The following is a 23,795-nucleotide window of genomic DNA, read 5'->3' as shown; positions in this document are numbered from 1 at the left end:
TCAGTCGAGGATATCGCGCAGCACCTCGTGGATGATGTCGTTGGAGGTGTCGACCAGCACGGCGTCGGGGCCGACGCGCTGCCAGCGGTAGCCGTCGTGGTGCGGCAGCTCGCCCAGCACCCGGTCGTCGAAGTTCCTGGCGATGCCCGGGGGCAGCGGCTTGCCGCGCTCCAGGTTCATGCGGATGCCGGGCGGCAGGCTGTCGCGGTCGTCGCGGGTGATCCAGTCGCGGCGCCGCTCGAAGATGCGCCGCACCTCGCGCTCGTCGAGGCGCGGGCCGTCGCGCCGCTCATCGCGAACGCCGCCGCGAACCTCGCCGCGGCTCTTGCCGCGAACCTCGCCGCGAACCTCGCCGCGGCTCTCACGCCCCCACTCTCGCCAGTACTCGCGATCCCGCTGGGGCTCACGCTCGTGCTGCTGGGGCTGGGCCTGCTGGCGCTGCTGCCCGGGCGCCTTCCCCTGCCCCTGCCCGCGGCCGGGGTTGTCGGCGGGCTGGGCCAGCACCGGGCCGGCGGCCAGGGCGAGGCCGAGCAATGAGGCAAGCAGCAACGGGCGTGTGGGTCCGATCCACATGGCAAACTCCTTTCGGTGGGCATGTGCCGTCAGTGTAGGTGGTAATGATGCCGGCAGGGTGCAACCAAGGTGCAGGAGGCAAGAAGCTTGCCAACGGGCCCGATGCCAGCGCCGGGCCTTGAGCGTGGATCCCGGCCCGTTCCCCGAACACCTGGAGATGGCGGCGTGTTCGCCGCGCAAGGCGACGAGGCAAGCCCCGCACCGCCGCCGCCGGTGGATTCAGTCAAGGCGGGAAACGGGGGCTGTCCCTCATTGCCGGAATGCCATGATCCAAGCGTTTGATTTCTCTCGTGCTGTCCCAGTGCTTGGCCCTGTGGCCCGAGCGCTCGATGATGAACATGCTGTCGAATGACACCGACAGCATGAGCGTTGAGTCCCAGTGTCATGGGCGACCGATGGCGGGAAAAGCGTCGGTCAGAGGCGACGTTCCGGAGGGGAGCGAGGCGTCTGGCGCCGACCGGGAGCGCGACGATATTTTTTTAACCTTTTGTCATTATTAATTTATTCATCTGGTTGGCACCTTGCTTGCTGCGACAAGGCAGGATCTCGACTCGCGTAGTCGAACGGCTCAGGGACGAGCCATTCCTGCCAATGGAAACCCGCCCCAGGGAGGTCGGGACACAAGGAGGCGCGATATGAAACTCAAGACCCTTGTCGCCAGCATGGCGTTGATCTTTTCCGGCATGGCCGTCCAGAGCCAGGCAATGAGCATCGAGGACGAGGGACAGGCCGGCGGTTTCTCCCCGTCGTCGATGACGAGCCTGTCCAGCGAGACCCTCCTGCTGGCGGCTGCCGACGGCGGTGCCGATGGTGGTGCCGACGGCGGTGCCGATGGTGGTGCCGACGGCGGGGCTGACGGCGGTGCCGACGGCGGGGCTGACGGCGGTGCCGACGGCGGGGCTGACGGCGGTGCCGACGGCGGTGCCGATGGTGGAACTGACGGCGGTGCCGATGGTGGAGCCGACGGCGGTGCCGATGGTGGAGCCGACGGCAGTGCCGACGGTGGAGCCGACGGCGATGCCGATGGTGGAGCCGACGGCGATGCCGATGGTGGAGCTGACGGCGGTGCCGATGGTGGAGCCGACGGCAGTGCCGACGGCAGTGCCGACGGTGGAGCCGACGGTGGAGCCGACGGCGATGCCGATGGTGGAGCCGACGGCGATGCCGATGGTGGAGCTGACGGCGGTGCCGATGGTGGAGCCGACGGCAGTGCCGACGGTGGAGCCGACGGCGATGCCGATGGTGGAGCTGACGGCGGTGCCGACGGCGACGCCGATAGTGGTGATGTCGGCAGTACCGACGGCGATACCGATGCCGGCGTCGACTCGGAAACCGAGGCCGATACCGAGGCCGATACCGAGGCCGATGCCGAGGTCGATGCCGATACCGAGGTCGATGCCGAGGTCGATACCGAGGCCGATACCGAGGTCGATGCCGAGGTCGATACCGAGGCCGATACCGAGGCCGATACCGAGGCCGAGCTCGAGGCCGATGCCGAGGCCGAGGCCGATGCCGATGCCGAGGAGGAGGGTAAGGTGAAGGCGCCTGGGCTCGACCGGGCCGTGGAGCGTGCCGCCGAGCCCGCCAAGGGTCGCCTCGAGGCGATTCGGGACCGGCTGAGAGGATTCGTCGGCAACGATGGTGACAGCTGAGGTCACTCGGCGACAGGCGCCGTTCCCCTCCCCGCATGAAGCCAGCGGCCGGCATCCCTGCCGGCCGCTGGTGGATTCAGGCAAGGCGAGGAATGGAGGCTATCCCTCATTGGCCCGACAATGTCTCGACGATGGCAGCACGTTCACCGGAGAAGGCGCCGAGGCCAGCTCCTATGGCCTCAGGGCAGGGCATCGACCCCCTGTGGGAGCCACGCTTTGCGGGGCGATGGCGGCGCGCAGCGGCGCTGGGCGGCTGTCGGCCACGCTGGCGGCCACCGCCAAGGCGCCTGCGGCGCCAATCGCTCGGCGGAGCCACGCTTGTATGTTGGAAGTGAGCGGAAACGAAGGCCCGCTCCCCCAATACCCTCACCCACACCAACGGGCCGCCGATCATGGATCGGCGGCCTGTTGGTGTGGCGTCATCGCGGCCCGTGGGGCGGGCCCGAGGCTTACTTGGTCTTGGGAGCGGCTTCCTTGACGGCTTCCTCGACGGCCTTGGGGGCGGTCTCGGTGGCCTGCTGGAGGCCTGCCTGGGCCTGCTTGACGCTGCCCTCGGTCAGCTTCTGGCTTTCCTGGATGAACTCCTGCTGCACGGCCACCACCTTGTCGGCATCGCCCTTCAGGCGCTCGGTCAGCTCCTTGGCGACCTCCTGCTGGCCTTCCAGGTAGCCCTTCAGGCCTTCGGCGTCCTTGACCTCCACCAGGCTGCGCAGCTGCGCCAGGTTGGTGTCGGCATGAGCCTTGGTGGCCTCGAGCTGGGTATTGACCAGCTTCTCGGTGACGTCGAGGGACAGGGCGGCGAAGGCACGCGCCGGGGCGAAGAACACGGACTCGAGCTGGGCGGTGTCGAATTGCTTGGCGTCGAATGCGAATGCGTTGGTCATGATGGGAACCTCCGGGGTTCTGAATGTGCTGGAACGGGAATTTCCCGCTCTGCTGCACTGCACAATAGCAGGGATTTTTGTGCAGTGCAACATCGATCGGAGCAGGGGTGCCCCGGGGTCCGCCACGGCTACGGCGCCGGGTCGCCGCCCGAGGGTTGCTCCCCATCACGCCAACGGCCGGCTTCGCTACCGGCCGCTGGGTCGTTCAGGCCAGGTGGGAAATGGGGGGTGGGATACTGGGGGTTCCTCCCCGCTTGTCGCGGTTAACTCAGATCTTTCAACGCTTCCGGGTGTCTTGTCGCAACACGCAAAAGGGTACGCGCCGCTCCCGTTGGCTCACGACGCCCCTGCTCCCATTCCTGAAGCGTACGCCGACTGACACCCAGCAACGAGGCGAACTCCGTCTGCGAGAGGCCCATACGGTGGCGTGCTTCAATCGCCGGTGAAACGTCCACGCGAGCCTCCCGCGCCGCCTTCCCGGCCTTCATTTCACGCACGGACTCCAACAGATCATTCTCGAATACCGCTTGTTCATCAGTCATTGCCAAGCTCCTCCCTCAGTTGATTCAGCCCCGAGCTCCACTGCGCTTGCCCATTCCGGGCCGCGACCAACGCACCTTGCGAAGACCACCGGTACCCGGAATCACATCGCCTGCCAGCGGATTCTCAGCAAGCCAACTGATAAACGCCAAGCGCTCATCGTCCTTCCAGACGCTGGCGGCGTAACGCTGAAACACCGGTGTCTCGATGATCGTGAACATGGCAACATCGTACGTCAATGACGTATATTTGGCAACCCAACCACAGAAACGCCAGCGGCCGGCATCCCTGCCGGCCGCCGGGTCATGCTAGGCGGGGAAATGGGGGTATGTCCCTCATTGCCCTTACCCACACCAACGGGCCGCCGATCATGGATCGGCGGCCTGTTGGTGTGGCGTCTTCGCGGCCCGCGGGGCGGGTCTAACGCTTTCTTCGGCTTACTTGGCCTTGGGCGCGACGTCCTTGACCGCCTTGGTCGCGGTCTCGGTGGCCTGCTGGGCGCTTTCCTGGGCCTGCTTGACGCTGCCTTCGGTCAGCTTCTGGCTTTCCTGGATGAACTCCTGCTGCAGGGCCACCACCTTCTCGGCATCGCCCTTCAGGCGCTCGGTCAGCTCCTTGGCGACCTCCTGCTGGCCTTCCAGGTAGCTCTTCAGGCCCTCGGCGTCCTTGACCTCCACCAGTTGGCGCAGCTGCGCCAGGCTGGTGTCAGTATAGGCCTTGGTGGCGTCGAGCTGGGCATTGACCAGCTTCTCGGTCACGTCGATGGACAGGGCGGCGAAGGCGCGCGCCGGGCCGAAGAACAGGGACTCGAGCTGGGCGGTGTCGAACTGCTTGGCGCCGAAATCGAATGCGTTGGTCATGATGGGAACCTCCGGGGTTCTGAATGCGATGGAACGGGAGACTCCCGCTCTGCTGCAAGCCATCGTAGCAGGGATTTTTGTGCAATGCAACATCGATGGAGAATCGATGGCGGCATGGGCGCCGCCCAGCGGAAAGGGAGGGGGCTGTCCTACCCGAGCACGTTCGCAGCAAAAGGCGCCGAGGCCTGCCCCTATGGGGTCAGACCCCAGCCAAGTCGCCAGGCCTGTCGTGGCGCACCTTGCCGGCGGAATCGCCGCCGCCGGGGTCTGACCCCCTAGGGCCTCCCGGCGTTGGCGGCCCACCACCACGGTGCCCCGCCTCGGCTCGATGCCGGCCGCTGGTTGATTCGGGCAAGGTGGGAAACGGGGCCCCCTCATTACCCTCACCCACACCAACGGGCCGCCGATCATGGATCGGCGGCCCGTGGTATGGCGTCATCGCGGCCCGCGGGGCGGGGCTAACGCTTTCTTCGGCTTACTTGGCCTTGGGCGCGGCTTCCTTGACGGCCTTGGTCGCGGTCTCGGTGGCCTGCTGGGCGCTTTCCTGGGCCTGCTTGACGCTGCCCTCGGTCAGCTTCTGGCTTTCCTGGATGAACTCCTGCTGCAGGGCCACCACCTTCTCGGCATCGCCCTTCAGGCGCTCGGTCAGGTCCTTGGCGACCTGCTGCTGGCCTTCCAGGTAGCCCTTCAGGCCCTCGGCGTCCTTGACCTCCACCAGGCTGCGCAGCTGCGCCAGGTTGGTGTCGGCATAGGCCTTGGTGGCCTCGAGCTGGGTATTGACCAGCTTCTCGGTGACGTCGATGGACAGGGCGGCGAAGGCACGCGCCGGGCCGAAGAACACGGACTCGAGCTGGGCGGTGTCGAATTGCTTGGCGTCGAATGCGAATGCGTTGGTCATGATGGGAACCTCCGGGGTTCTGAATGTGATGGAACGGGAGATTCCCGCTCTACTGCACTGCACAATAGCAGGGATTTTTGTGCAGCGCAACATCGATGGAGAATCGATGGAGACAGGGGCGCCGCCTGGTGGCAATGGGGCCGCCCTACCCGAGCACGTTCGCGGCAAGAGGCGCCGAGGCCTGCCCTATGGGGTCAGACTGGGAGGAATTCCCACAAACGTTGCTGTGAAATCAGCGGGTTGAGAATGCTGCGGAATGGGCCGCCAGCGCGGGGAGGTCCTATGGGGTCAGACCCCGGCCGAGCTACCGGCCTGTCATCGTGCACAGGGCGAGCGGATTCGACCCCGCCGGGGTCTGACCCCATAGGGGCGGCCACGGCGCCTTCTCCGGCGAACGCGCTGCCATCGTCGGGATATTCGTGGGGATCCGCCAAGATCTGTCCCTCATCACCGTGTCCTCAGATGTCCTTTATTGCTACTGGAGACTGCAAGTTCCGGTATCCAGGTCACAGTCAGTATCGGTATCTCCGTGGCCAGTCGCAGCCACCGAGAAGGTAAAGGGGCTGGCAGCGGTCTCAAAATCTGTAGCGGCCGGTGCGTCACACGCCGACCAGGCCATCGTTGGCGCTGTAAAGGTAGCGTCTTGTCTTTCAACTGCCACAAGCCGTGCAAATGAAGTCGCCTCGGACAAACACGCATTGTTGGCTGAACGCGTCGTATAAGCTTGATACTGCGGAATCGCAATCGCCGCGAGAATCCCGATAATCGCCACCACGATCAACAGCTCGATCAAGGTAAAACCGCTCTGGCCGGTCTTCATGTCTTTCTGCATGCCTTGATTCTTCATGGCCCTGCCCCTTGCTCTTGTCCACCGTGGCCTGCCTTAAGGGAAAATGGGGGTTTGTCCCTCATTACCCGCACGGCGCGCCCGGCCGCGACTCCAGGCCCCTGCTCGAGGATGGCTCCCCCATCACGCCAACGGCCGGCATTAAGCCGGCCGCTGGTTGATGCCTGAGTTCAAGTTAGGCGGGGAATGAGGGTATGTCCCTCATCATGAGGTCGGAGCAGTGAGCGTGAATTCACCAGTACCGAAGTTAAGTTCGACATAATTTCCTCGCGGAGTACTTGACGCTGTCGCAGAGCCGGTCAGATTTCCATCACTATCAAGCGCAACGTCGTTAGTAACAGTGCCGCAAGCAGGTGCCGCATTCGAAGTCATTGCAGTTAATTCAGTTGCCAGATCTGTTGCGGGGTCATTTGATGTCGTCAACTCAGCCATAATTCTATTTCGCTCAATATCTAGCTGCGATTGACAAGCGTTCTGATCAGCTCGAGTGAGATAGTTTTGATACTGCGGAATCGCAATCGCCGCCAGAATGCCGATAATCGCCACCACGATCAGCAGCTCGATCAGGGTAAAACCGCCCTGGCCGGTCTTGATGTGCTTCATCTGTTGCCTGCCTTGTCTCTTCATGGCCCTGCCTCTTGCTATCGGTCCGCCGTGGCCCGTCTGCCGTTGCCTTACTTCTGCAGCCCGTGCGGGTTTGCGTTGGGCGGCGTGCCGGGGTCGTGCCGAGGCCTGCGCCATCGCGCAGCAGCGCTGCGCTCCCACAGGACCTCGGTGCCCACGGCGTGCCACCGTCACTTGCCAGCCGGCTCGCCCTACCCGACGGCTCGACTCTACAGCTTACATTAAATTACAGATGGCAACCTTGCAAGGACAATCTGAGCCTTCTCATCCCGCCCGTGCAGGCGGCTCATCATCCTGAATCAAGGAAAAGACTGAATCGACGGGGCGAAGCGCTGGGCGGGGATAGCCGCCTGAGGCTAGAATCGTGGATGATGCCACAGTTGCTGCACCCGCGAGGCGCCATGAACGACTACCGCACCCCTGCCGCCGAGAGGCCACCCCCGGCCGCCGAACCCACCGAATCGCCGCTGGCCGGGGCGGGGCAGCGCGGCGCCGACGGCCTGCGCGGGCTGTCGCGCCGGCTGGTGAAGGATGGCCTGCTCTCCGAGCCCGCCGCGGTGCGCGCCGAGCAGGAGGCGCGGGAAGCCGAGATGTCGCTGCTCGAGCACGTGATCGAGTCCGGCCTGGTGCCGGCCCGCCAGGCCACCCTGACCGCGGCCTGGGAGTACGGCCTGCCGATCATCGACCTCGACGCCCTGCGCGCCGACGGCCTGCCGCCGGCCAGCGAGTTCCCCGAGAAGATCCTGCGCCGGCTCAGGGTGCTGCCGCTGGTGCGCCACGGCCACCGCCTCACGGTGGCGGTGCCCTACCCCTCGACGCTGGCCCAGCTCGACGAGCTGCAGTTCGCCACCGGCCTCACCCCCGAGGGGGTGCTGGCCCCGGTCGACCAGCTCGGCCCGGCGCTGGAGAACTACCTGACCCAGGGCGAGCACAGCATGCTCGACGAGCTCAAGGGGGTCGACGACGCCATCGGCGAGCTGGCCTACGACGAGGGCGAGAGCGAGGCGATCGATGCCCAGGCGGTGAGCGCCGCGGCCGGCGACGATGCGCCGATCATCAAGTTCGTCAACAAGATCCTGCTCGACGCCATCCGCCGCGGCGCCTCGGACATCCACTTCGAGCCCTACGAGACCAGCTACCGGGTGCGCTTTCGCATCGACGGCATCCTCCACGACGTGGCCCACCCGCCCTTCGCCATGCGCACGCGGATCGCCGCGCGGCTCAAGGTGATGTCGCGGCTCGACATCTCCGAGCGGCGCCTGCCCCAGGACGGCGCCATCAAGCTCAAGCTCTCCAAGAGCCGGTCGATCGACTTCCGCGTCAACTCGCTGCCCACCGTCTACGGCGAGAAGGTGGTGCTGCGGATCCTCGACCCCGCCTCGGCCCAGATGGGCATCGAGCAGCTCGGCTTCACCCCCGCGCAGCGCGCCATGTACGAGGCGGTGCTCGACCAGCCCCAGGGCATGATCCTGGTCACCGGCCCCACCGGCAGCGGCAAGACGGTGACCCTCTACACCGGCATCAACCTGCTCAACGCGGTGGAGCGCAACATCTGCACCGCCGAGGACCCGGTGGAGATCAAGGTGCCGGGGGTCAACCAGGTCAACGTGCTGCCGAAGATCGGCCTGGACTTCGCCAGCGCCCTGCGCGCCTTCCTGCGCCAGGACCCGGACGTGGTGATGGTCGGCGAGATCCGCGACCTGGAGACCGCCGAGATCGCGGTGAAGGCCTCGCAGACCGGCCACCTGGTGCTCTCCACGGTGCACACCAACTCGGCGGCCGAGACCCTCTCCCGCCTGGCCAACATGGGGGTGGCGCCGTTCAATATCGCCAGCTCGGTGAGCCTGATCATCGCCCAGCGCCTGGCGCGCAAGCTGTGCAGCCGCTGCAAGCAGCCGGCCGACATCCCCCGGGAGGTGCTGCTGCAGCAGGGCTACAGCGCCGAGGAGGTCGACGGCGCCACCTTCTATGCGCCGGTGGGCTGCAAGCACTGCACCCAGGGCTTCAAGGGCCGGGTAGGGATCTACGAGGTGGTGCCGATCAGCGATGCCATGAGCCAGCTGATCATGCGCCAGGGCAACTCCATGGACTTCGACACCCTGGCCCGGGAAGAGGGCCACCCGGACCTGCGCCGCAGCGGCCTGCTCAAGGTGATGCAGGGGCTGACCAGCCTGGCCGAGGTCAACCGGGTGACCAAGGACTGACGGAGGCGCCGCCGGGTGCCCGGCGGCCAGGCGTGACGCGCGACAACACGAACGCCCTGAACGGTAACAGCACCATCGAGCCCCCCGGGCCTATAACAGAACATACGACCAGCAGCAACGCAGGGAACACTCATGGCCACACGCACGATGCGCACGCCGAACAAGCTCAAGCTCTATCGTTGGCGCTGGAACGGCAAGGGACCCAACGGTCGCAAGGTGAGCGGCGAGATCATCGCCGCCAAGAAGGCCGAGGTGGAGAAGGAGCTCTCGGGCCAGAACATCATGGTCAAGACGATCCGCCGCAAGGGCGGGTTGGGCGGCGGCATGGGCAAGATCAAGCCCCGCGACATCATGCTCTTCTCCCGCCAGATGGCGACCATGATCCGCGCCGGGGTGCCGATGCTGCAGGCCTTCCAGGTGGTGGCCGAGAGCCTCAAGAAGCCGGCGATGAGCGCCCTGGTCCAGGAGCTGATGAACGACGTGGCGGCGGGCTCGAGCTTCTCCGAGGCGCTCAGGCGCCACCCCCAGCACTTCGACCGCCTGTTCGCCAACCTGGTGGAGGCCGGCGAGCAGTCGGGCTCGCTGGACCGCATGCTCGAGCGGGTGGCGGCCTACAAGGAGAAGATCGAGTCGCTCAAGGGCCGGGTGAAGAAGGCGCTGTGGTACCCGGCGGCGGTGATCGCGGTGGGCTTCGGCGTCACCGCCCTGCTGCTGATCAAGGTGGTGCCCCAGTTCGAGAGCCTGTTCCACGGCTTCGGCGCCGAGCTGCCGGCACCGACCCGCATGACCATCGCGCTTTCCGAGTTCGCCCAGCAGTACTGGTGGTGGGGGGTGCTCGGCCTGGCGGCCTTCATCTACTTCATCCGCACCGGCATGAAGCGCTCCGAGGCCTTTGCCTACCGCATGCACGCCCTGTCGCTGAAGATCCCGGTGCTCGGCGACATCCTCGACAAGTCCTCGGTGGCGCGCTACTCGCGCACCCTGGCCACCACCTTCGGCGCCGGGGTGCCCCTGGTCGAGGCGCTGACCACCGCCGCCGGCGCCTCGGGCAACAAGGTCTACGAGCGCGCCATCGAGCAGATCCGCGAGGACGTCTCCTCCGGCCAGCAGCTGCACTTCGCCATGCGCCTGACCGAGCGGTTCCCGCCGCTGGCCGTGCAGATGGTCGGCATCGGCGAGGAGGCCGGCTCGCTCGACGCCATGCTCAACCGGGTGGCGGACTACTACGAGGAGGAGGTCGACAACAAGGTCGATACCCTCACCTCGCTGCTCGAGCCCTTCATCATCGTGGTGCTCGGGGTGCTGGTCGGCGGCCTGGTGATCTCGATGTACCTGCCGATCTTCGAGCTGGGCACCGTGATTTGATAGCCTTTACGCTATATAGCTTATGGACTATAATCGCCAAGGAAGGCCCGGATGTGGCACATCGTGACCGTCGAGCGATTCGACAGCTGGTTTCTGCAGCTATCTGAAGCAGAGCAGGAAAGTGTGCTGACTGGCCTGTTCAAGCTGGAGTCGTTAGGCCCACAGCTGGGAAGACCAGACGTCGATAGCCTCAAGGGCAGTCGCAAGGTTACCAATCTCAAGGAACTGAGGATTCAGCATGGAGGGAAGCCCTTTCGCATCCTCTTTGCGTTCGATCCGGCTCGTCAAGCAGTGATGCTATGTGGCGGGGACAAGACCGGTGACAAGCGCTTTTATCAGACCATGATCCCGATCGCCGAACGCGAGTTCATCGACCATTTAGCCAGCCTGGGGGAATAGCCATGGCAAAGCCACTCTCTTTACTGGTGAAGCACGTCAGTCCGGAAGTCGTCGAAGCCGCGAAAGCGAGAGCCGAGCAAGAGGTCTTCGAGTGGCGTCTTGCCCGGCTCCGCGAACAGCTCGACCTCTCCCAAGTCGAGCTGGCCACGCTAATGGGTGTTTCGCAGCCCTCGGTCGCCAACCTGGAAAAGCGGGGCACCGAAATCAAGCTTTCGTCCCTGAAGCGCTACATCGAGGCCATGGGGGGCAAGCTTACCATCGATATCGAACTTCCGGATGGACAACACGTCGGCATGAGTTGCTGAGAAAAGAGTCCCAGTATGCGCACGACCTACGACGAAACCGACGATATCCTGATGCTTCACCTGGCGGACAAGCCGATCACCAAGGAAGTCTCCCAGGACTGGAACACCCATATCAGCTACGCCGCGGATGGCACCATCGTGGAGGTGGTCATTCTCGAGGCCTCGAAACAAGGTGCCTGGCCGCTACTCAAGAGCGAAGCCGCCTGACCCGAAAGGATACTCTCTTGCTCGATCTCCCCTCTCCCCTGCTCTGGCCGCTGGCCGCCGTCGTCGGCCTCTGCCTGGGCAGCTTCCTCAACGTGGTGATCGCGCGGCTGCCGGTGATGCTGATGCAGGGCTGGCGGGCCGAGGCCCGCGAGGCGCTGGAGCTGCCCACCGAGGAGACGCCGCGCTTCAACCTGGTGACGCCGCCCTCGATCTGCCCCACCTGCGAGGCGCCGATCGCCTGGCACGACAACATCCCGCTGCTGGGCTGGTTCAAGCGCCGCGGGCGCTGCGCCAGCTGCCAGGCGCGCATCAGCCCGCAATACCCGCTGGTGGAGCTGGCCGGCGGCGCGCTGACGCTGGCGGTGGTGGCGATCTTCGGGGCGAGCTGGCAGGGGCTGTTCATCCTCGGCGCCTGCCTGGCGCTGCTGGCGATGGCGGTGATCGACCTGCGCACCCAGCTGCTGCCGGACCTGCTCACCCTGCCGCTGCTGTGGGCCGGGCTGCTCTACCAGCTGCTGTTCCAGCCGCTGCTGCTCTCCTCGGCGGTGATCGGCGCCATGGCCGGCTACCTGGCGCTGTGGAGCTTCTACTGGCTGTTCAAGCTGGTGACCGGCAAGGAGGGCATGGGCTACGGTGACTTCAAGCTGCTCGCCGCGCTGGGCGCCTGGCTGGGCTGGCAGAGCCTGCCGCTGGTGCTGATCCTCTCGGCCGGCGCCGGCGCCGTGGTCGGCGTGCTGATGCAGCTGGCGATCCCGCGGCTGCGCGGCGCGCCGATGCCCTTCGGCCCCTACCTGGTGGTGGCCGGCTGGATCGCCCTGCTCGCCGGCGAGCCGCTGATGGCCGCCTACCTCGGCCTGCTCTATTAACCGCGCCTTGGGGTCAGACCCCTAAGCGAATTTTGGGGTCTGACCCCAAGGGGGACTTAGCTTGATCATCGGTGTGACCGGCGGGATCGCCTCGGGCAAGTCGACGGTGGCCAGGGCCTTCGCGGCGCTGGGCATACCCTGGGTGGATGCCGACGAGGTGGCCCGCGAGGTGGTCGAGCCCGGCGAGCCGGCGCTGGCGGAGATCGCCGCGCGCCATGGCCGGCGGGTCCTGCTGGCCGACGGGCGCCTGGACCGCCGGGCGCTGCGCGAGATCGTCTTCGCCGATCCGGCCGAGCGGCGCTGGCTGGAGTCGGTGACTCACCCGCGCATCCGCGAGCGGCTGCTGGCCCACCTGGAGCGCCTGCAGGCCCGGGGCGCGCCCTATGTGCTGCTGGTCTCGCCGCTGCTGTTCGAGTCGGGCCAGCACCGCCTGGTCGACCGCAGCCTGGTGATCGACGTGCCCGAGGCGCTGCAGATCGCACGCACCGCCTCCCGCGACGAGGTCGACGAGGCCCAGGCCCGCGCCATCCTGGCCGCCCAGATGCCGCGCGCCGAACGCCTGGCCCTGGCCGACGACGTGATCGACAATGGGGGTGACGAGCAGGCGCTGGCCGCGCAGGTCGCCGAACTGGACCGGCGCTACCGGCACCTGGCAGGCTCTCATCCACCACGATGACCGAGCCCCACCCTCGAACCCCGAACCGAGACCGAGAGTCATGACGTCGCAACGAACGAATCGCCCGCTGGAAGTCGCCTGCCCGCAGTGCCGCAAGAAGGTGCTGTGGAACGAGGACAACCCCTACCGCCCCTTCTGCAGCAAGCGCTGCCGGCTGCTGGACCTGGGCGCCTGGGCCGACGAGTCGCATCGCATCACCGGCGAGCCGGCCATGGACGAGATGGATCTCGACGCCCTGCTCGCCCAGGCCGACCGGGATGGTGGCCTGCAGTGATCGCCGGTAGGCAGCCCCTTGGCCTGGCGCATCCCCCGGGGCTGCAGAAGCCCGAATACCGCCTGCTGGCCGAGCTGGAGGCGGCCTTCGATACGCTGATCCAGCGTACCGAGGCGCTGCTCGGCGCCTACCACCAGGCGCCGGGGGCCAGCTGGGCCTTCGGCGAGGAGTCGGCGAGCGAGCCATGGTTGCGCCAGGCGCTGCTGGATTTCTGGTATCACGATGGCCAGGACGGCCGGGCGACGCGCGCCCATGTCGGGCTGGTGGCGGCCGGCGAGGCGCTGCTGGCCCGGGTCGCCGAGGTGAATGCGGCCAAGGCGGCCTTCGCCGCGCTGCTCGCGCAGATTCGCGACCAGGTGCCGGCGCTGATCCCCGAGATCAAGACGGTGCTGCCCTTCCGCCACCCGGCGCTGCACGATCACCTGCGCGGCCGCGGGCTGGCGCGGCTGCACCTCAAGCAGTGCTGGCGGGCGATTCCGGTGGCCGAGGCCCCGGTGGCGCGGGTACGGCTGGCCTGGTATTCGAGCGGGCGCTCCATCAAGCGACTGAGCGTGCGCGAGGCCGAGCAGAAGTTGCTCAAGCTCGACGCGGAGGCGCCCCATGTGCGGATCCAGCTGCGCAAGCTGGCGGGCCTACCGGACGGCGAACCCCTGGCCCAGGTGCAGCGCCAGGCGCCGCTGATGCGGGCCAACCTGTTCTTTCGCGAACCGCTGGAGGATGGCCGCACGCGCCGGGCGCTGAACGTGGCGCTGCCACTGTTCGTGCCCTCGCCCGACGGCCGCCTGCCCGACCACAACCAGCCCCCGCCGACGCCACCCGAGAGCCGCACCCGGGCGCGGCGCAGCGACGAACGCCTGGAAGACGCCCCCTTCCTGCCGAGCCTGCGGGTATTCCGCTATCGGTGATCGTTCGGGGCGACGGCGATTGCCGCCAGGGCGCCTATCGGCGCCACTCGCTCGGCGGAGCCACAGGCAGGGAATCTACCCCCCTGATGGGGGGCATTTGACGCGTAGTATCAGGCGATGCGCCCGAGGGACTTCAGCGTCTGCAACAGGCTGCTGACGCTTTCGGCGGGCTGGGCGTATTCGTTCATCAGCGCCTTGAGGCGTTGCTCGAAGGCCTGCTGGCGAGCCTCGTCGTCCTGCTCCTGGGCTTCCAGGGAGCGCACGGGCGGCCCGGTGGGAATGTCGAACGTGCTGCCGGGGCTTTCGAGTTCGCGCAATGCTTCGGCGAAGGCGTCGTCGAGTTCGCGAAACTTGCGCAATTTCTCGCGCTCGTCCATGGGTTTTCGAGAAGTCTGCTGTTTCATTCGCTACCAGTGGTGTCAGGAGGTCGACGGGGCGGGAAAGGAATCGGGGTCGACGCTCACGCATGATGTCCTATCTTGAGTATACCGCCATTGGCGCCCGTGGCGAAGGGGCATTCGCCACTCGCTGCGGCTCGCCACCGGTCTCCGGCGGTCATCGCCGTCGCTTCGATCCCTCGCATAATGTGCTCAATCGATCATTCCGAAGTCTCGAACTTGCCTTTGATCCGCTTTGACAAGCATAAAGAACTAATGAAAGGGAAGAAGGCAACGGCCCGGGCTCGGCTCCCGTCGAACCGCTGCCCGGCGCGCTTGCGAACGGCGACAGGCGGGAGATCCCTGTCGGTGAGCACGGCATCTGGTCGGCTCGAGTATGTGATCTCAAGGGATGAGGCCAGGCCATGGGCAACGACATGATGCGAGCGGAGATCTGGCTGCAGGAGACCCTGGAGAGTCAGTTGGGTATCGAGGACCTGGCCAAGCGGCTCGGCTATTCCTCCTCCCAGGTCCGGCGCCGCTTCCGCCAGCGTTTCGGCATAGGACCCGGCGCCTACCGCGACTTGCTGCGCCTGGAGAAGGCAGCCCGGCTGCTGGTGCACACCCCCCATGGCGTCAGGCAGATTGCCGAACTATGCGGTTATCGCAACCATTCGGCGTTCAGTCGCGCCTTCCAGCGCCGCTACGAGCGTTCGCCACGCGACTTCCGGCGGGCCCAGCGCCTGCAACTGCGCCGGAGCGATCCGGCCACGGGCAGGGAGTTTGCCGTCGAACTCCGCCTGACACCTGCGCAGGAGGCGATCGTGACCCGCCTCTACGCGCCGAGCATGGCGATCGACACCCCGGCGGCATGGCAGCAGCACCTGGAGGTCGACGATGCGCTGCCCGACCGCCTGAGCGAGGCCACGCCCATCGCCTTGCTGCATGACCAGCCCCTGGCCAGCGACATGCCGCGCACCGACCTCGGCGTGCAGGTGGCCCATGGTGCGACCATCGACGTGGCCCTGCCCCTGCCCTTCCGCCTGATCGAACTGCCGGCCAGGCGCTGCGCCTGCCTGACGTTCGGCGAGATGGCGCAACTCCCCACGGCCGTACGCTTCCTGGTCGGTCGCTCGCTGCCCGAGAAGGGCGTGCACTTCAACGGCGAGGCGCCGCGACTACTGCATACGACGGCGGGCCTGGAGCTTCAACTGCCACTGCTGGAGCCAGCGTCGGCGTCGTAGCTTATCGCGGTTACGGACACGACAGCGCCGCCTCGAGGGCGGCGCTTGACATATAACGGGCGGGGCGGAGGATCACTCCTCGACGCGCACCAACCAGGATTCGACGGTGTCGTTACCGTACTCGTCCTTCCACGCCTTGAGGGTCTTCTGATTACCACCGCGAGTCTCGACGACTTCACCGGTGTTGGGGTTCTTGTAGATCTTCAGCTTGCGCTTGCGACGGCCACCGGCCGCCACTGCCTTCGGGGCGGAAGCCGCAGTGGATTTGGGGTCGAGCAGCGCAATGACTTCGGCAGCGCTCTTGTCGAACTCGCGCATCAACGCCTCGAGTTTTTCCTTGAACTCGAGTTCGGTCTTCAGGCGCTTGTCGTTCTGCAGCTTCTCCATGTTCTCCTGGAGCTGCTTGAGCTGCTGTTCCATTTGCATGTATTCGCTGAGCAGGGACATTTAGGTATTCCTTCTTCGGGTGTCGGGATGCGTGGGCAATTATGAACGCTTAAAGGGTTCATGACAATAGTGTGGATAGCGACTCGTTTAATATCAAGAGTCGAGTTGAAAGTATCACGGCACAGTTATTTGTAGAAGAGCAACGCCTGGATTACCACTCGGGGAGCAACAGTCGCGGTATCCTTGAACTCAGCCGACTTGTCGAAAAAAAGACGCCGCCCCGAGGGGCGGCGTCCTTCATGGCTGGCAAGTTCGCCGGAGGCGGGCCGAGGCCTCGCTTCCGCTTCGCCTGCTCAGTCCTGGCCCATCTGCTGCTTGATGAGGTCGCCGATGGTGGTCGGACCACCGCTCTCGGGGCTCTCTTCACGCAGCTTCTTGAGGTTCTGGCGGGTGTCGTCCTGGTCCTTGGCCTTGATGGACAGGGCGATCTGGCGGTTCTTGCGATCGACACCGATGATGCGAGCCTCGACGCTGTCGCCTACGTTCAGCACGTTGCGGGCGTCCTCGACACGGTCGGCGCTGATCTCGGAGGCCTTGAGCACGGCGACCACATCGGTGGCCAGCTCGACGTGGGCTTCCTTGGCGTCGACCTCGACCACGCGGCCGGTGACGATGGTGCCCTTGTCGTTGACGGCCAGGAACTCGGCGACCGGGTCGGTATCGAGCTGCTTGATGCCCAGCGAGATGCGCTCGCGCTCCGGGTCGATGGAGAGGATCACGGCCTCGGCCTCATCGCCCTTCTTGAAGCCGCGCACGGCTTCTTCGCCGGTCTCGGTCCAGGAGATGTCGGAGAGGTGCACCAGGCCGTCGATGCCGCCTTCCAGGCCGATGAAGATACCGAAGTCGGTGATCGACTTGATGGTGCCCTTGACGCGGTCGCCCTTCTTGTACTCGGCGTTGAAGGTCTCCCACGGGTTGGCGGTGCACTGCTTGATGCCCAGGGAGATACGACGACGCTCCTCGTCGATGTCGAGGATCATGACATCGACATCGTCGCCGACCTGCACGACCTTGGACGGGTGGATGTTCTTGTTGGTCCAGTCCATCTCGGAGACGTGGACCAGGCCCTCGACACCCTCTTCCAACTCGGCGAAGCAGCCGTAGTCGGTGAGGTTGGTGACGGTGGCGTGCACCTGGGTGCCTTCCGGGTAACGATCCTTGATGTTGACCCAGGGATCCTCGCCCAGCTGCTTCAGGCCCAGGGAGACGCGGTTGCGCTCGCGGTCGAACTTCAGAACCTTGACGTTGATCTCGTCGCCCACGGCGACGATCTCGCTCGGATGCTTGATGCGCTTCCAGGCCATGTCGGTGATGTGCAGCAGGCCGTCGACGCCACCGAGGTCGACGAAGGCACCGTAGTCGGTGAGGTTCTTGACGATACCGGTGATCTGCTGGCCTTCCTGCAGGGTGGCGAGCAGGGCCTCACGCTCGGCGCTGTTCTCGGCCTCGAGCACGGCACGACGGGACACGACGACGTTGTTGCGCTTCGGGTCGAGCTTGATGACCTTGAAGTCGAGTTCCTTGTTCTCGAGGTGCGTGGTGTCGCGCACCGGACGCACGTCGACCAGGGAGCCGGGGAGGAAGGCGCGGATGGAGTCGACGTCGACGGTGAAGCCGCCCTTGACCTTGCCGTTGATCACGCCCTTGACGATCTCGTCCTTTTCGAAGGCCGCTTCCAGAATCTTCCACGCTTCGGCACGCTTGGCCTTCTCGCGGGAGAGGCGGGTCTCGCCGAAACCGTCCTCGACGGCTTCCAGGGCGACGTGGACCTCGTCGCCGACGGCGATGTTCAGTTCGCCGTTCTCGTCGCGGAACTGCGCCGCGGGAATCTGACCTTCAGACTTCAGGCCGGCATTGACGGTGACCCAGTCACCATCGATGTCGACGACGGTAGCCGCGACGATGGCGCCCGGCTCCATGTTGATGTCCTGGAGAGACTGTTCAAACAGTTCAGCAAAGCTTTCGCTCATGATGTTCCTACGTGATCAACGTTGAGTACGGCGTTGCCGCCTTCTCCGCACCACCAGCGAGTGCGGGCCTTATTCACCATGCCTCCGGAGATGTTAACGCTGGTTCGACCTGGCCAGGCTCACGGAAAATCGAAGTGCCGGACCACGTCATCACATCCTGCCGGAGGCGCCGCAAGGGAGTGTCAGGTGGCGGTTGCCAGACCCCGTTCGGTCAGCAGTTCCGTCAGCCGATCCACCACTTCCGGTATCGTCAGGCGCGTGGTGTCAAGCGTGATGGCGTCATCGGCCGGCTTGAGCGGTGCCACGCTGCGCTGCATGTCGCGCGCATCGCGTGCCTGAATCTCCTTTAAAAGACTCGATAGATTAGCATCCACCCCCGCCTCCTGCAACTGGAGGTGGCGCCGCCGGGCGCGTTCTTCGGCACTGGCGGTGAGGAAGATCTTCAGCGGCGCATCGGTGAACACCACGGTGCCCATGTCGCGGCCGTCGGCCACCAGCCCGGGCGCCTGGCGGAAGTCGCGCTGGCGCTTGAGCAGCGCCTGGCGCACCGCGGGCAGCGCGGCGACCTGGGAGGCCGCGTCGCCGATCTGCTCGGTGCGGATGGTGGTGGTAGCGTCACGCCCCTCCAGCAGCACGGTGGTGGCGTCGCCCTCGGCGCGGAACACCACGTCGAGCTCGCGGGCCACCTCGGCCAGGCCGGCCTCGTCGTCCAGGGGCACCTCGTGCTTCGCGGCGGCCAGGGCCGTGAGCCGGTAGAGGGCGCCGGAATCGAGCAGGTGCCAGCCGAGCCGCTCGGCGACCAGCCGGCTGATGGTGCCCTTGCCGGCGCCGCCGGGGCCATCCACGGTCAGGACCGGCACCACTGCGTCGCTCATGGCACCTCCTCGCCCACTTCCTCGACCAGGAACAGGCCTACCTTGCGGGCCAGCTCCAGGAAGCCGGGGAAGGAGGTGGCGACGTTGGCGCAGTCGTCGATGACGATCTCGCCGCCGGCGCGCAACCCGGCCACGGTGAAGGCCATGGCGATGCGGTGATCGCCCAGGCTGTCGATGCGACCTCCGCCATAGCTCGCCCCCTTGGCCTTGCCGCTATTTTTTCCACTGCCGACGATATCGATGCCGTCCGGGTACAGGGTGTTCTCCACGCCCAGCACGGTGAGGCCGTCGGCCATGGCCTGCAGCCGGTCGGACTCCTTGACCCGCAGCTCCTCGGCCCCGCGCAGCCGCGTGGTGCCGGTGGCGTTGGCGGCGGCGACGAACAGCGCCGGGAACTCGTCGATGGCCAGCGGCACCTGGTCGACGGGGATCTCGATGCCCGCGAGCGGCGCATAGCGGATGTGCAGGTCGGCCACCGGCTCGCCGCCCACCTCGCGCTCGTTCTCGAAGCGCAGGTCGGCGCCCATCAGCTTGAGGATGTTGATCACGCCGATGCGGGTCGGGTTGATGCCGACATGCTCGAGCACCAGGTCGGACCCGGGGGTGATCGCCGCGGCGACCAGGAAGAAGGCGGCCGAGGAGATGTCGGAGGGCACGTCGATGGGGGCCGCGGTGAGCTTGCCGCCACCGCTGAGCCAGCAGGTGTCGCCCTCGCGCTGGACCCGATAGCCGAAGCCGGCGAGCATCCGCTCGGTATGGTCGCGGGTCGGCGCCGGCTCGCGCACCCGAGTCTCGCCCTCGGCGTAGAGGCCGGCGAGCAGCAGGCAGGACTTCACCTGGGCGCTGGCCATGGGCATGTCGTAGGAAATGCCCTTCAGCTGGCGGCCACCCTTGATCTTCAGCGGCGGGCGGCCACCCTCGGCGGTATCGATCTCGGCCCCCATCGCTCGCAAGGGATCGGCCACCCGGCCCATGGGGCGCTTGGTCAGGGAGGCGTCGCCGGTGAGCTCGGTGTCGAAGGCCTGGCCGGCCAGCAGCCCGGCGAACAACCGCATGGCGGTGCCGGCGTTGCCCACGTAGAGGGGCCCGGCGGGGGCCTGGAGGCCGTGCATGCCGACGCCGTGGATGGTCACGCGGCCCTGGTGGGGCCCCTCGATGGCCACGCCCATCTCGCGGAAGGCCTGCAGGGTGGCCAGGCTGTCCTCGCCCTCGAGGAAGCCCTTGACCTCGGTGACGCCCTCGGCGAGCGCGCCGAGCATGATCGAGCGGTGGGAGATCGACTTGTCGCCGGGGACGCGAATTCGTCCGGTGACGCCGCCACCGGGGGCGACCCGGTAGCGCAGCTTGCCTTGTGCTTGCATCTGGTATTCCGCCTGGTAACTGGTCTGGTTGAGCAGGGATTCGAAATAGTGTCGAGCATGGCTGGCGCGGTCGAAGATCGCCAGCATGGTATCGGTATCGCCGGCCTCGACCGCGCGGCGCAGCCGGGCCACGCCGGCCTCGAAGTCGTCCAGCGAGGCGAGCACGGCGTCGCGGTTGGCGACGAAGATGTCGCGCCACATCACCGGGTCGCTGCCGGCGATGCGGGTGAAGTCGCGAAAGCCGCCGGCGGCGTAGCGGAAGATCTCGAGGCGATCGTCCTGGCGCGCCAGGGTATCCACCAGCGAGAAGGCCAGCAGGTGCGGCAGGTGGCTGGTGCGGGCCAGCACCTGGTCGTGGCGCGCCACGTCCATCTCCAGCACCTCGGCGCCGCAGGCCGCCCACAGCGCGCGCACCCGGGCCAGGGCCGCGGGGTCGGTGTCCGGCTCGGGGGTGAGGATCACCTTGTGGTTGGCATAGAGGCGCGGATCGGCGGCGGCCACGCCGCTCTTCTCGGAACCGGCGATGGGGTGGCCGAGCACCAGGTTGGCGGGCACCCGGCCGAAGGCGTCGACCGCGCAGTCGCGGATGGCGGCCTTGGTGCTGCCCACGTCGGTGAGCGCCACGTCCGGCGCCGCGTGCTCGAGGCACCCGGCCAGTTCGCGCATCACCGGCGCCATGGCCAGCACCGGCACCGCCAGCACGATCAGCGAGGCACCCTCGACCAGCGGCGCGAGCCGGGTGTCGCCGCGGTCGATCAGGCCCCTCTCGATGCCCAGGGCGATCTCGTCGGCGTCCGGGTCGCAGGCGACGATCTCGGCTCTCTTCACCGGCCCGCCCCCGCCGGCATCGTCGCTATCGCGACGACCGAAGCCTGCCTGGCGCAGGGCCGCGGCCAGCGAGCCGCCGATCAGCCCCAGGCCGACGATCAGGATCCGCGCTTCATTGAGCTTCATGCCTGACGTCTGCCGCATGCCTAGAGAACGCCCACCGGGTAGGAGCCGAGCACCTTGAGCTCGGCGGCACGCAGCTGCACCTCCTCCAGCACCGCGGCGACCCGGGGCTCCTCGCAGTGGCCCTTGAAGTCGATGAAGAAGACGTAGTTCCACACGCCGCTGCGCGACGGCCGGGTCTCCAGGCGCGTCAGGTCGATCTGGTGGCGGTGGAAGGGTTCGAGCAGGTCGTGCAGGGCACCGGGCTGGTTGCGCATGGCGACGACGATGGAGGTCTTGTCCTCGCCGGACATGGGCACGTCCTGGTTGCCGATGATCAGGAAGCGGGTGGAGTTGTCCGGGCTGTCCTCGATCTTCTCGGCGAGCCGGGTCAGGCCGTAGAGCTTGGCGGCCATGTCGCCGGCGATGGCCGCACTGTGCCACTCGGTCTTGACCAGGCGCGCGGCCTCGGCATTGGAGGAGACCGGCACCCGCTCGGCATGGGGGAAGTGGGCATCGAGCCACTTGCGGCACTGGGCGAAGGACTGCGGGTGCGAGTAGATCCGCGAGACCTTGTCCCGGCGGGTGGTCTCGGCCACCAGCAGGTGGTGGTGGATGCGCAGCACCACCTCGCCGCAGATGCGCATCGAGGAGTCCATGAAGGAGTCGAGGGTGTGGTTGACCACCCCCTCGGTGGAGTTCTCCACCGGCACCACGCCGTAGTTGACCGCCCCGGCCTCGACCTCGCGGAACACCTCGTCGATGGCGGCCATGGGCATGCTCAGCGCGCTCTCGCCGAAGTGCTTGAGGGCGGCCTGCTGGGTGAAGGTGCCCTCGGGGCCGAGATAGGCCACCTTGATCGGCTGCTCCAGCGCCAGGCAGGCGGACATGATCTCGCGGAACAGCCGCGCCATCTCCTCGCTGTCGAGGGGGCCCTGGTTGAGCGCCATGATCCGGCGCAGCACCTGGGCCTCGCGTTCGGGGCGATAGAAGACCGCCTGGGGGTCCTCGACGGTCTTGATCTCGGCCACCCGCTGGGCGCAGGCCGCGCGCTCGCTGATCAGCCGCAGGATGTCGCCGTCCAGCTCGTCGATGCGCTGTCTCAGCTCATCGAGATCCTTGGGGGTGTCGGTCATGCGTGGTTCCCTTCTTCTCGGTGTCTCATGTTTCAGCGGCCGAACCAGGGCCCAAGTGACAAGCCACCCCTTCGTCTGTGTCGGCGACATGGCCCCTAGGGGGTCAGACCCCAGCCAACTCGCCCTGCCTGTCATGGTGCACCTTAACCAGCCGAACCAACCTCCGCCGGGGTCTGACCCCATAGGGACCGCCAGCGCTGGCTGGGCACTCGGCGCTTCTACCCCCGCCGCTGCTCGAAATCTGCCATGAACTCGATCAGGGCGTCCACGGCCTCCTCGGGCACGGCGTTGTAGAGGCTGGCGCGCATGCCGCCGACGCTGCGGTGGCCCTTGAGGTTGAGCAGGCCGGCCGCCTCGGCCTCGGCCAGGAACGGCTTGTCGAGGCGCTCGTCGGCGAGCACGAAGGGCACGTTCATCCGCGAGCGGTTGCGCAGCACGATCGGGTTGGCGTAGAGGCCGCTGCCGTCGATGGCCGCATAGAGCTTCTCGGCCTTGCGGGCGTTGATGGCGTCCATGGCGGCCAGGCCCCCGATGTCCTCCTTCAGCCACCGGAACACCAGGCCGGCCAGGTACCAGCTGTAGGTGGCCGGGGTGTTGATCATGGAACCGGCCTCGGCCAGGGCCTTGTAGCCGAACAGCGAAGGCATGTCGGGCCGGGCGCGCTCGAGCAGGTCCTCGCGCACAATCACCACCACCAGGCCGGCGGGGCCGATGTTCTTCTGGGCACCGGCGTAGATGACGCCGAACCTCGATACGTCCAGCGGGCCCGAGAGGATCGACGAGGACAGATCGCAGACCAGCGGCACCTCGCTGCCATCGGGCCGCACGGCCTCGGGGATGTAGTCGAACTCCAGCCCGCCGATGGTCTCGTTGGCGGTGTAGTGCAGGTAGGCGGCATCCGCCGAGAGGGCGATGTCCGACGGCCGCGGCACGGCGCTGTGGCCGTTCTCCTCGCTGCTGGCGGCGACATGGGCGGTGCCGAACAGGTGGCGCGCCTCGGCCATGGCCTTCTTGCCCCAGATACCGGTGTAGAGGAAGTTGGCACTGCCGCCGGCACCGAGCAGGTTGTAGGGCACCGCGGCGAACTGCAGGGTGGCCCCGCCCTGGGTGAACAGCACCCGGTAGTTGTCGGGGATGGCCAGCAGCTCGCGCAGGTCGGCCTCGGCCTGCTCGGCAATGGCGACGTACTCCGTGGCCCGGTGGCTCATCTCCATCACCGAGAGCCCGTGCCCCCGGTAGTCGAGCAGCTCCTCGCGGGCCCGCTCCAGCACCGGGGTGGGCAGCGCGGCCGGGCCGGCGCAGAAGTTGTAGTGGCGTGTCATCAGCGTCGTGTTCCTAAGCATCCTGTGGGGTCAGACCCCAAAGTATTCTGTGGG

Annotated in this window: 25 protein-coding genes and 1 pseudogene; 11 read left to right on the top strand and 15 right to left on the bottom strand. The window is 66.7% G+C overall.

Translation table 11 applies throughout. The features are described from left to right. Entirely contained in the window at nucleotides 1-573 is a 573-nt protein-coding gene (locus MKP05_RS11060; protein WP_240568323.1) for an anti-virulence regulator CigR family protein, read from the bottom strand. Between the two features lie 635 nt (nucleotides 574-1,208). Here MKP05_RS11060 and MKP05_RS11055 point away from each other — a divergent pair. Then, entirely contained in the window at nucleotides 1,209-2,225 is a 1,017-nt protein-coding gene (locus MKP05_RS11055; protein ID WP_240568322.1) for an MSCRAMM family adhesin SdrC, read from the top strand. A gap of 449 nt (nucleotides 2,226-2,674) precedes the next feature. Here MKP05_RS11055 and MKP05_RS11050 read toward each other — a convergent pair whose 3' ends face one another. The 7 genes and pseudogenes from MKP05_RS11050 to MKP05_RS21775 all read right to left on the bottom strand — a co-directional run bounded on the left by MKP05_RS11050 (nucleotide 2,675) and on the right by MKP05_RS21775 (nucleotide 6,857). After that, nucleotides 2,675-3,109, bottom strand: coding sequence for a phasin family protein (locus MKP05_RS11050; RefSeq protein ID WP_240568321.1), 435 nt, complete (start codon nucleotides 3,107-3,109; stop codon nucleotides 2,675-2,677). Between the two features lie 263 nt (nucleotides 3,110-3,372). After that, nucleotides 3,373-3,651, bottom strand: a complete 279-nt coding sequence (locus MKP05_RS11045; RefSeq protein ID WP_439108981.1) for a helix-turn-helix domain-containing protein — start codon at nucleotides 3,649-3,651, stop codon at nucleotides 3,373-3,375. 24 nt (nucleotides 3,652-3,675) lie between these two features. Further along, the gene (locus tag MKP05_RS11040) at nucleotides 3,676-3,870 is read right to left on the bottom strand and encodes a hypothetical protein (protein ID WP_240568320.1); all 195 of its coding nucleotides are present in this window, start codon (nucleotides 3,868-3,870) and stop codon (nucleotides 3,676-3,678) included. A gap of 216 nt (nucleotides 3,871-4,086) precedes the next feature. After that, a complete protein-coding gene (locus MKP05_RS11035) occupies nucleotides 4,087-4,509 on the bottom strand; it encodes a phasin family protein (protein ID WP_240568319.1) in 423 nt (140 codons plus the stop codon). Between the two features lie 475 nt (nucleotides 4,510-4,984). Continuing rightward, nucleotides 4,985-5,407 carry a phasin family protein gene (locus MKP05_RS11030; protein ID WP_240568318.1) on the bottom strand — a complete coding sequence of 141 codons (423 nt, stop codon included), beginning with the start codon at nucleotides 5,405-5,407 and terminating at the stop codon, nucleotides 4,985-4,987. Nucleotides 5,408-6,113: 706 nt separating this feature from the next. Beyond that, nucleotides 6,114-6,227: pseudogene (locus MKP05_RS22120) on the bottom strand (prepilin-type N-terminal cleavage/methylation domain-containing protein); the annotation flags it as partial. Nucleotides 6,228-6,458: 231 nt separating this feature from the next. After that, nucleotides 6,459-6,857 (bottom strand): prepilin-type N-terminal cleavage/methylation domain-containing protein, encoded by a 399-nt coding sequence (locus tag MKP05_RS21775; RefSeq protein ID WP_439108983.1) that lies wholly within the window; start codon nucleotides 6,855-6,857, stop codon nucleotides 6,459-6,461. A gap of 422 nt (nucleotides 6,858-7,279) precedes the next feature. Between MKP05_RS21775 and pilB the strand changes: the two genes are divergently transcribed. The 9 genes from pilB (at nucleotide 7,280) to MKP05_RS10975 (ending at nucleotide 14,079) form a co-directional block, all read left to right on the top strand. Next, complete coding sequence (gene pilB, locus MKP05_RS11015; RefSeq protein ID WP_240568317.1) at nucleotides 7,280-9,082, top strand: type IV-A pilus assembly ATPase PilB; 1,803 nt, start codon at nucleotides 7,280-7,282, stop codon at nucleotides 9,080-9,082. A 132-nt stretch (nucleotides 9,083-9,214) separates the two neighbouring features. Further along, nucleotides 9,215-10,447: a type II secretion system F family protein gene (locus MKP05_RS11010; RefSeq protein WP_240568316.1), complete on the top strand. Its 1,233-nt coding sequence runs from the start codon at nucleotides 9,215-9,217 to the stop codon at nucleotides 10,445-10,447. A gap of 51 nt (nucleotides 10,448-10,498) precedes the next feature. After that, on the top strand, nucleotides 10,499-10,846 hold the full coding sequence (locus MKP05_RS11005; RefSeq protein ID WP_240568315.1) for a type II toxin-antitoxin system RelE/ParE family toxin: 348 nt from the start codon (nucleotides 10,499-10,501) through the stop codon (nucleotides 10,844-10,846). 2 nt (nucleotides 10,847-10,848) lie between these two features. Next, nucleotides 10,849-11,151 carry a helix-turn-helix domain-containing protein gene (locus MKP05_RS11000; RefSeq protein ID WP_240568314.1) on the top strand — a complete coding sequence of 101 codons (303 nt, stop codon included), beginning with the start codon at nucleotides 10,849-10,851 and terminating at the stop codon, nucleotides 11,149-11,151. A 15-nt stretch (nucleotides 11,152-11,166) separates the two neighbouring features. Further along, nucleotides 11,167-11,358 (top strand): DUF2283 domain-containing protein, encoded by a 192-nt coding sequence (locus MKP05_RS10995; RefSeq protein WP_240568313.1) that lies wholly within the window; start codon nucleotides 11,167-11,169, stop codon nucleotides 11,356-11,358. Nucleotides 11,359-11,375: 17 nt separating this feature from the next. Beyond that, nucleotides 11,376-12,224 carry a prepilin peptidase gene (locus MKP05_RS10990; protein WP_240568312.1) on the top strand — a complete coding sequence of 283 codons (849 nt, stop codon included), beginning with the start codon at nucleotides 11,376-11,378 and terminating at the stop codon, nucleotides 12,222-12,224. Between the two features lie 61 nt (nucleotides 12,225-12,285). Beyond that, nucleotides 12,286-12,900 (top strand): dephospho-CoA kinase, encoded by a 615-nt coding sequence (gene coaE, locus MKP05_RS10985; RefSeq protein ID WP_240568311.1) that lies wholly within the window; start codon nucleotides 12,286-12,288, stop codon nucleotides 12,898-12,900. A 40-nt stretch (nucleotides 12,901-12,940) separates the two neighbouring features. Then, nucleotides 12,941-13,174, top strand: a complete 234-nt coding sequence (gene yacG, locus MKP05_RS10980) for a DNA gyrase inhibitor YacG (RefSeq protein ID WP_110281527.1) — start codon at nucleotides 12,941-12,943, stop codon at nucleotides 13,172-13,174. After that, a complete protein-coding gene (locus MKP05_RS10975; protein WP_240568310.1) occupies nucleotides 13,171-14,079 on the top strand; it encodes a DNA replication terminus site-binding protein in 909 nt (302 codons plus the stop codon). Before yacG ends, MKP05_RS10975 begins: the two co-directional genes overlap by 4 nt. 110 nt (nucleotides 14,080-14,189) lie before the next feature. Here MKP05_RS10975 and MKP05_RS10970 read toward each other — a convergent pair whose 3' ends face one another. Next, entirely contained in the window at nucleotides 14,190-14,456 is a 267-nt protein-coding gene (locus tag MKP05_RS10970; protein WP_240568309.1) for a hypothetical protein, read from the bottom strand. 425 nt (nucleotides 14,457-14,881) lie between these two features. Here MKP05_RS10970 and MKP05_RS10965 point away from each other — a divergent pair, with 425 nt between their 5' ends. After that, nucleotides 14,882-15,700, top strand: coding sequence for a helix-turn-helix domain-containing protein (locus MKP05_RS10965; protein ID WP_240568308.1), 819 nt, complete (start codon nucleotides 14,882-14,884; stop codon nucleotides 15,698-15,700). A 72-nt stretch (nucleotides 15,701-15,772) separates the two neighbouring features. On the opposite strand, the gene MKP05_RS10960 is transcribed toward MKP05_RS10965, so the two are convergent. The 6 genes from MKP05_RS10960 to serC form a co-directional block, all read right to left on the bottom strand. Beyond that, the gene (locus MKP05_RS10960; RefSeq protein ID WP_110281530.1) at nucleotides 15,773-16,147 is read right to left on the bottom strand and encodes a histone-like nucleoid-structuring protein, MvaT/MvaU family; all 375 of its coding nucleotides are present in this window, start codon (nucleotides 16,145-16,147) and stop codon (nucleotides 15,773-15,775) included. 293 nt (nucleotides 16,148-16,440) lie between these two features. Then, on the bottom strand, nucleotides 16,441-18,117 hold the full coding sequence (rpsA, locus tag MKP05_RS10955) for a 30S ribosomal protein S1 (RefSeq protein ID WP_240568307.1): 1,677 nt from the start codon (nucleotides 18,115-18,117) through the stop codon (nucleotides 16,441-16,443). Nucleotides 18,118-18,299: 182 nt separating this feature from the next. Beyond that, the gene (cmk, locus tag MKP05_RS10950) at nucleotides 18,300-18,992 is read right to left on the bottom strand and encodes a (d)CMP kinase (RefSeq protein ID WP_110281532.1); all 693 of its coding nucleotides are present in this window, start codon (nucleotides 18,990-18,992) and stop codon (nucleotides 18,300-18,302) included. After that, complete coding sequence (locus MKP05_RS10945) at nucleotides 18,989-21,307, bottom strand: bifunctional prephenate dehydrogenase/3-phosphoshikimate 1-carboxyvinyltransferase (protein WP_240568306.1); 2,319 nt, start codon at nucleotides 21,305-21,307, stop codon at nucleotides 18,989-18,991. Before MKP05_RS10945 ends, cmk begins: the two co-directional genes overlap by 4 nt. 20 nt (nucleotides 21,308-21,327) lie before the next feature. After that, on the bottom strand, nucleotides 21,328-22,419 hold the full coding sequence (gene pheA, locus MKP05_RS10940) for a prephenate dehydratase (RefSeq protein WP_110281533.1): 1,092 nt from the start codon (nucleotides 22,417-22,419) through the stop codon (nucleotides 21,328-21,330). 218 nt (nucleotides 22,420-22,637) lie between these two features. Next, on the bottom strand, nucleotides 22,638-23,741 hold the full coding sequence (gene serC, locus MKP05_RS10935) for a 3-phosphoserine/phosphohydroxythreonine transaminase (RefSeq protein ID WP_240568305.1): 1,104 nt from the start codon (nucleotides 23,739-23,741) through the stop codon (nucleotides 22,638-22,640). Nucleotides 23,742-23,795: the final 54 nt, after the last annotated feature.

It is taken from the genome of Halomonas flagellata, assembly GCF_022487945.1.
Lineage (GTDB): Bacteria > Pseudomonadota > Gammaproteobacteria > Pseudomonadales > Halomonadaceae > Halomonas > Halomonas flagellata.
The sequence above is the reverse complement of the archived record's forward strand: the minus strand, read 5'-3'. Positions and strand labels throughout refer to the sequence as shown.

Excerpts from the sequence above, each read along its gene's own strand:
- MKP05_RS11060 (WP_240568323.1), bottom strand. The coding sequence starts at position 573 with ATGTGGATCGGACCCACACGCCCGTTGCTGCTTGCCTCATTGCTCGGC.
- MKP05_RS11030 (WP_240568318.1), bottom strand. The coding sequence starts at position 5,407 with ATGACCAACGCATTCGCATTCGACGCCAAGCAATTCGACACCGCCCAG.
- MKP05_RS11005 (WP_240568315.1), top strand. The coding sequence starts at position 10,499 with ATGTGGCACATCGTGACCGTCGAGCGATTCGACAGCTGGTTTCTGCAG.
- serC (WP_240568305.1), bottom strand. The coding sequence starts at position 23,741 with ATGACACGCCACTACAACTTCTGCGCCGGCCCGGCCGCGCTGCCCACC.
- MKP05_RS11045 (WP_439108981.1), bottom strand. The coding sequence starts at position 3,651 with ATGACTGATGAACAAGCGGTATTCGAGAATGATCTGTTGGAGTCCGTG.
- yacG (WP_110281527.1), top strand. The coding sequence starts at position 12,941 with ATGACGTCGCAACGAACGAATCGCCCGCTGGAAGTCGCCTGCCCGCAG.
- MKP05_RS11050 (WP_240568321.1), bottom strand. The coding sequence starts at position 3,109 with ATGACCAACGCATTCGCATTCGACGCCAAGCAATTCGACACCGCCCAG.
- cmk (WP_110281532.1), bottom strand. The coding sequence starts at position 18,992 with ATGAGCGACGCAGTGGTGCCGGTCCTGACCGTGGATGGCCCCGGCGGC.
- MKP05_RS10960 (WP_110281530.1), bottom strand. The coding sequence starts at position 16,147 with ATGTCCCTGCTCAGCGAATACATGCAAATGGAACAGCAGCTCAAGCAG.
- rpsA (WP_240568307.1), bottom strand. The coding sequence starts at position 18,117 with ATGAGCGAAAGCTTTGCTGAACTGTTTGAACAGTCTCTCCAGGACATC.
- MKP05_RS11035 (WP_240568319.1), bottom strand. The coding sequence starts at position 4,509 with ATGACCAACGCATTCGATTTCGGCGCCAAGCAGTTCGACACCGCCCAG.
- MKP05_RS11010 (WP_240568316.1), top strand. The coding sequence starts at position 9,215 with ATGGCCACACGCACGATGCGCACGCCGAACAAGCTCAAGCTCTATCGT.
- MKP05_RS10945 (WP_240568306.1), bottom strand. The coding sequence starts at position 21,307 with ATGAAGCTCAATGAAGCGCGGATCCTGATCGTCGGCCTGGGGCTGATC.
- MKP05_RS11055 (WP_240568322.1), top strand. The coding sequence starts at position 1,209 with ATGAAACTCAAGACCCTTGTCGCCAGCATGGCGTTGATCTTTTCCGGC.
- MKP05_RS10970 (WP_240568309.1), bottom strand. The coding sequence starts at position 14,456 with ATGGACGAGCGCGAGAAATTGCGCAAGTTTCGCGAACTCGACGACGCC.
- MKP05_RS10995 (WP_240568313.1), top strand. The coding sequence starts at position 11,167 with ATGCGCACGACCTACGACGAAACCGACGATATCCTGATGCTTCACCTG.
- MKP05_RS11040 (WP_240568320.1), bottom strand. The coding sequence starts at position 3,870 with ATGTTCACGATCATCGAGACACCGGTGTTTCAGCGTTACGCCGCCAGC.
- pilB (WP_240568317.1), top strand. The coding sequence starts at position 7,280 with ATGAACGACTACCGCACCCCTGCCGCCGAGAGGCCACCCCCGGCCGCC.
- pheA (WP_110281533.1), bottom strand. The coding sequence starts at position 22,419 with ATGACCGACACCCCCAAGGATCTCGATGAGCTGAGACAGCGCATCGAC.
- MKP05_RS11000 (WP_240568314.1), top strand. The coding sequence starts at position 10,849 with ATGGCAAAGCCACTCTCTTTACTGGTGAAGCACGTCAGTCCGGAAGTC.
- MKP05_RS10965 (WP_240568308.1), top strand. The coding sequence starts at position 14,882 with ATGGGCAACGACATGATGCGAGCGGAGATCTGGCTGCAGGAGACCCTG.
- MKP05_RS21775 (WP_439108983.1), bottom strand. The coding sequence starts at position 6,857 with ATGAAGCACATCAAGACCGGCCAGGGCGGTTTTACCCTGATCGAGCTG.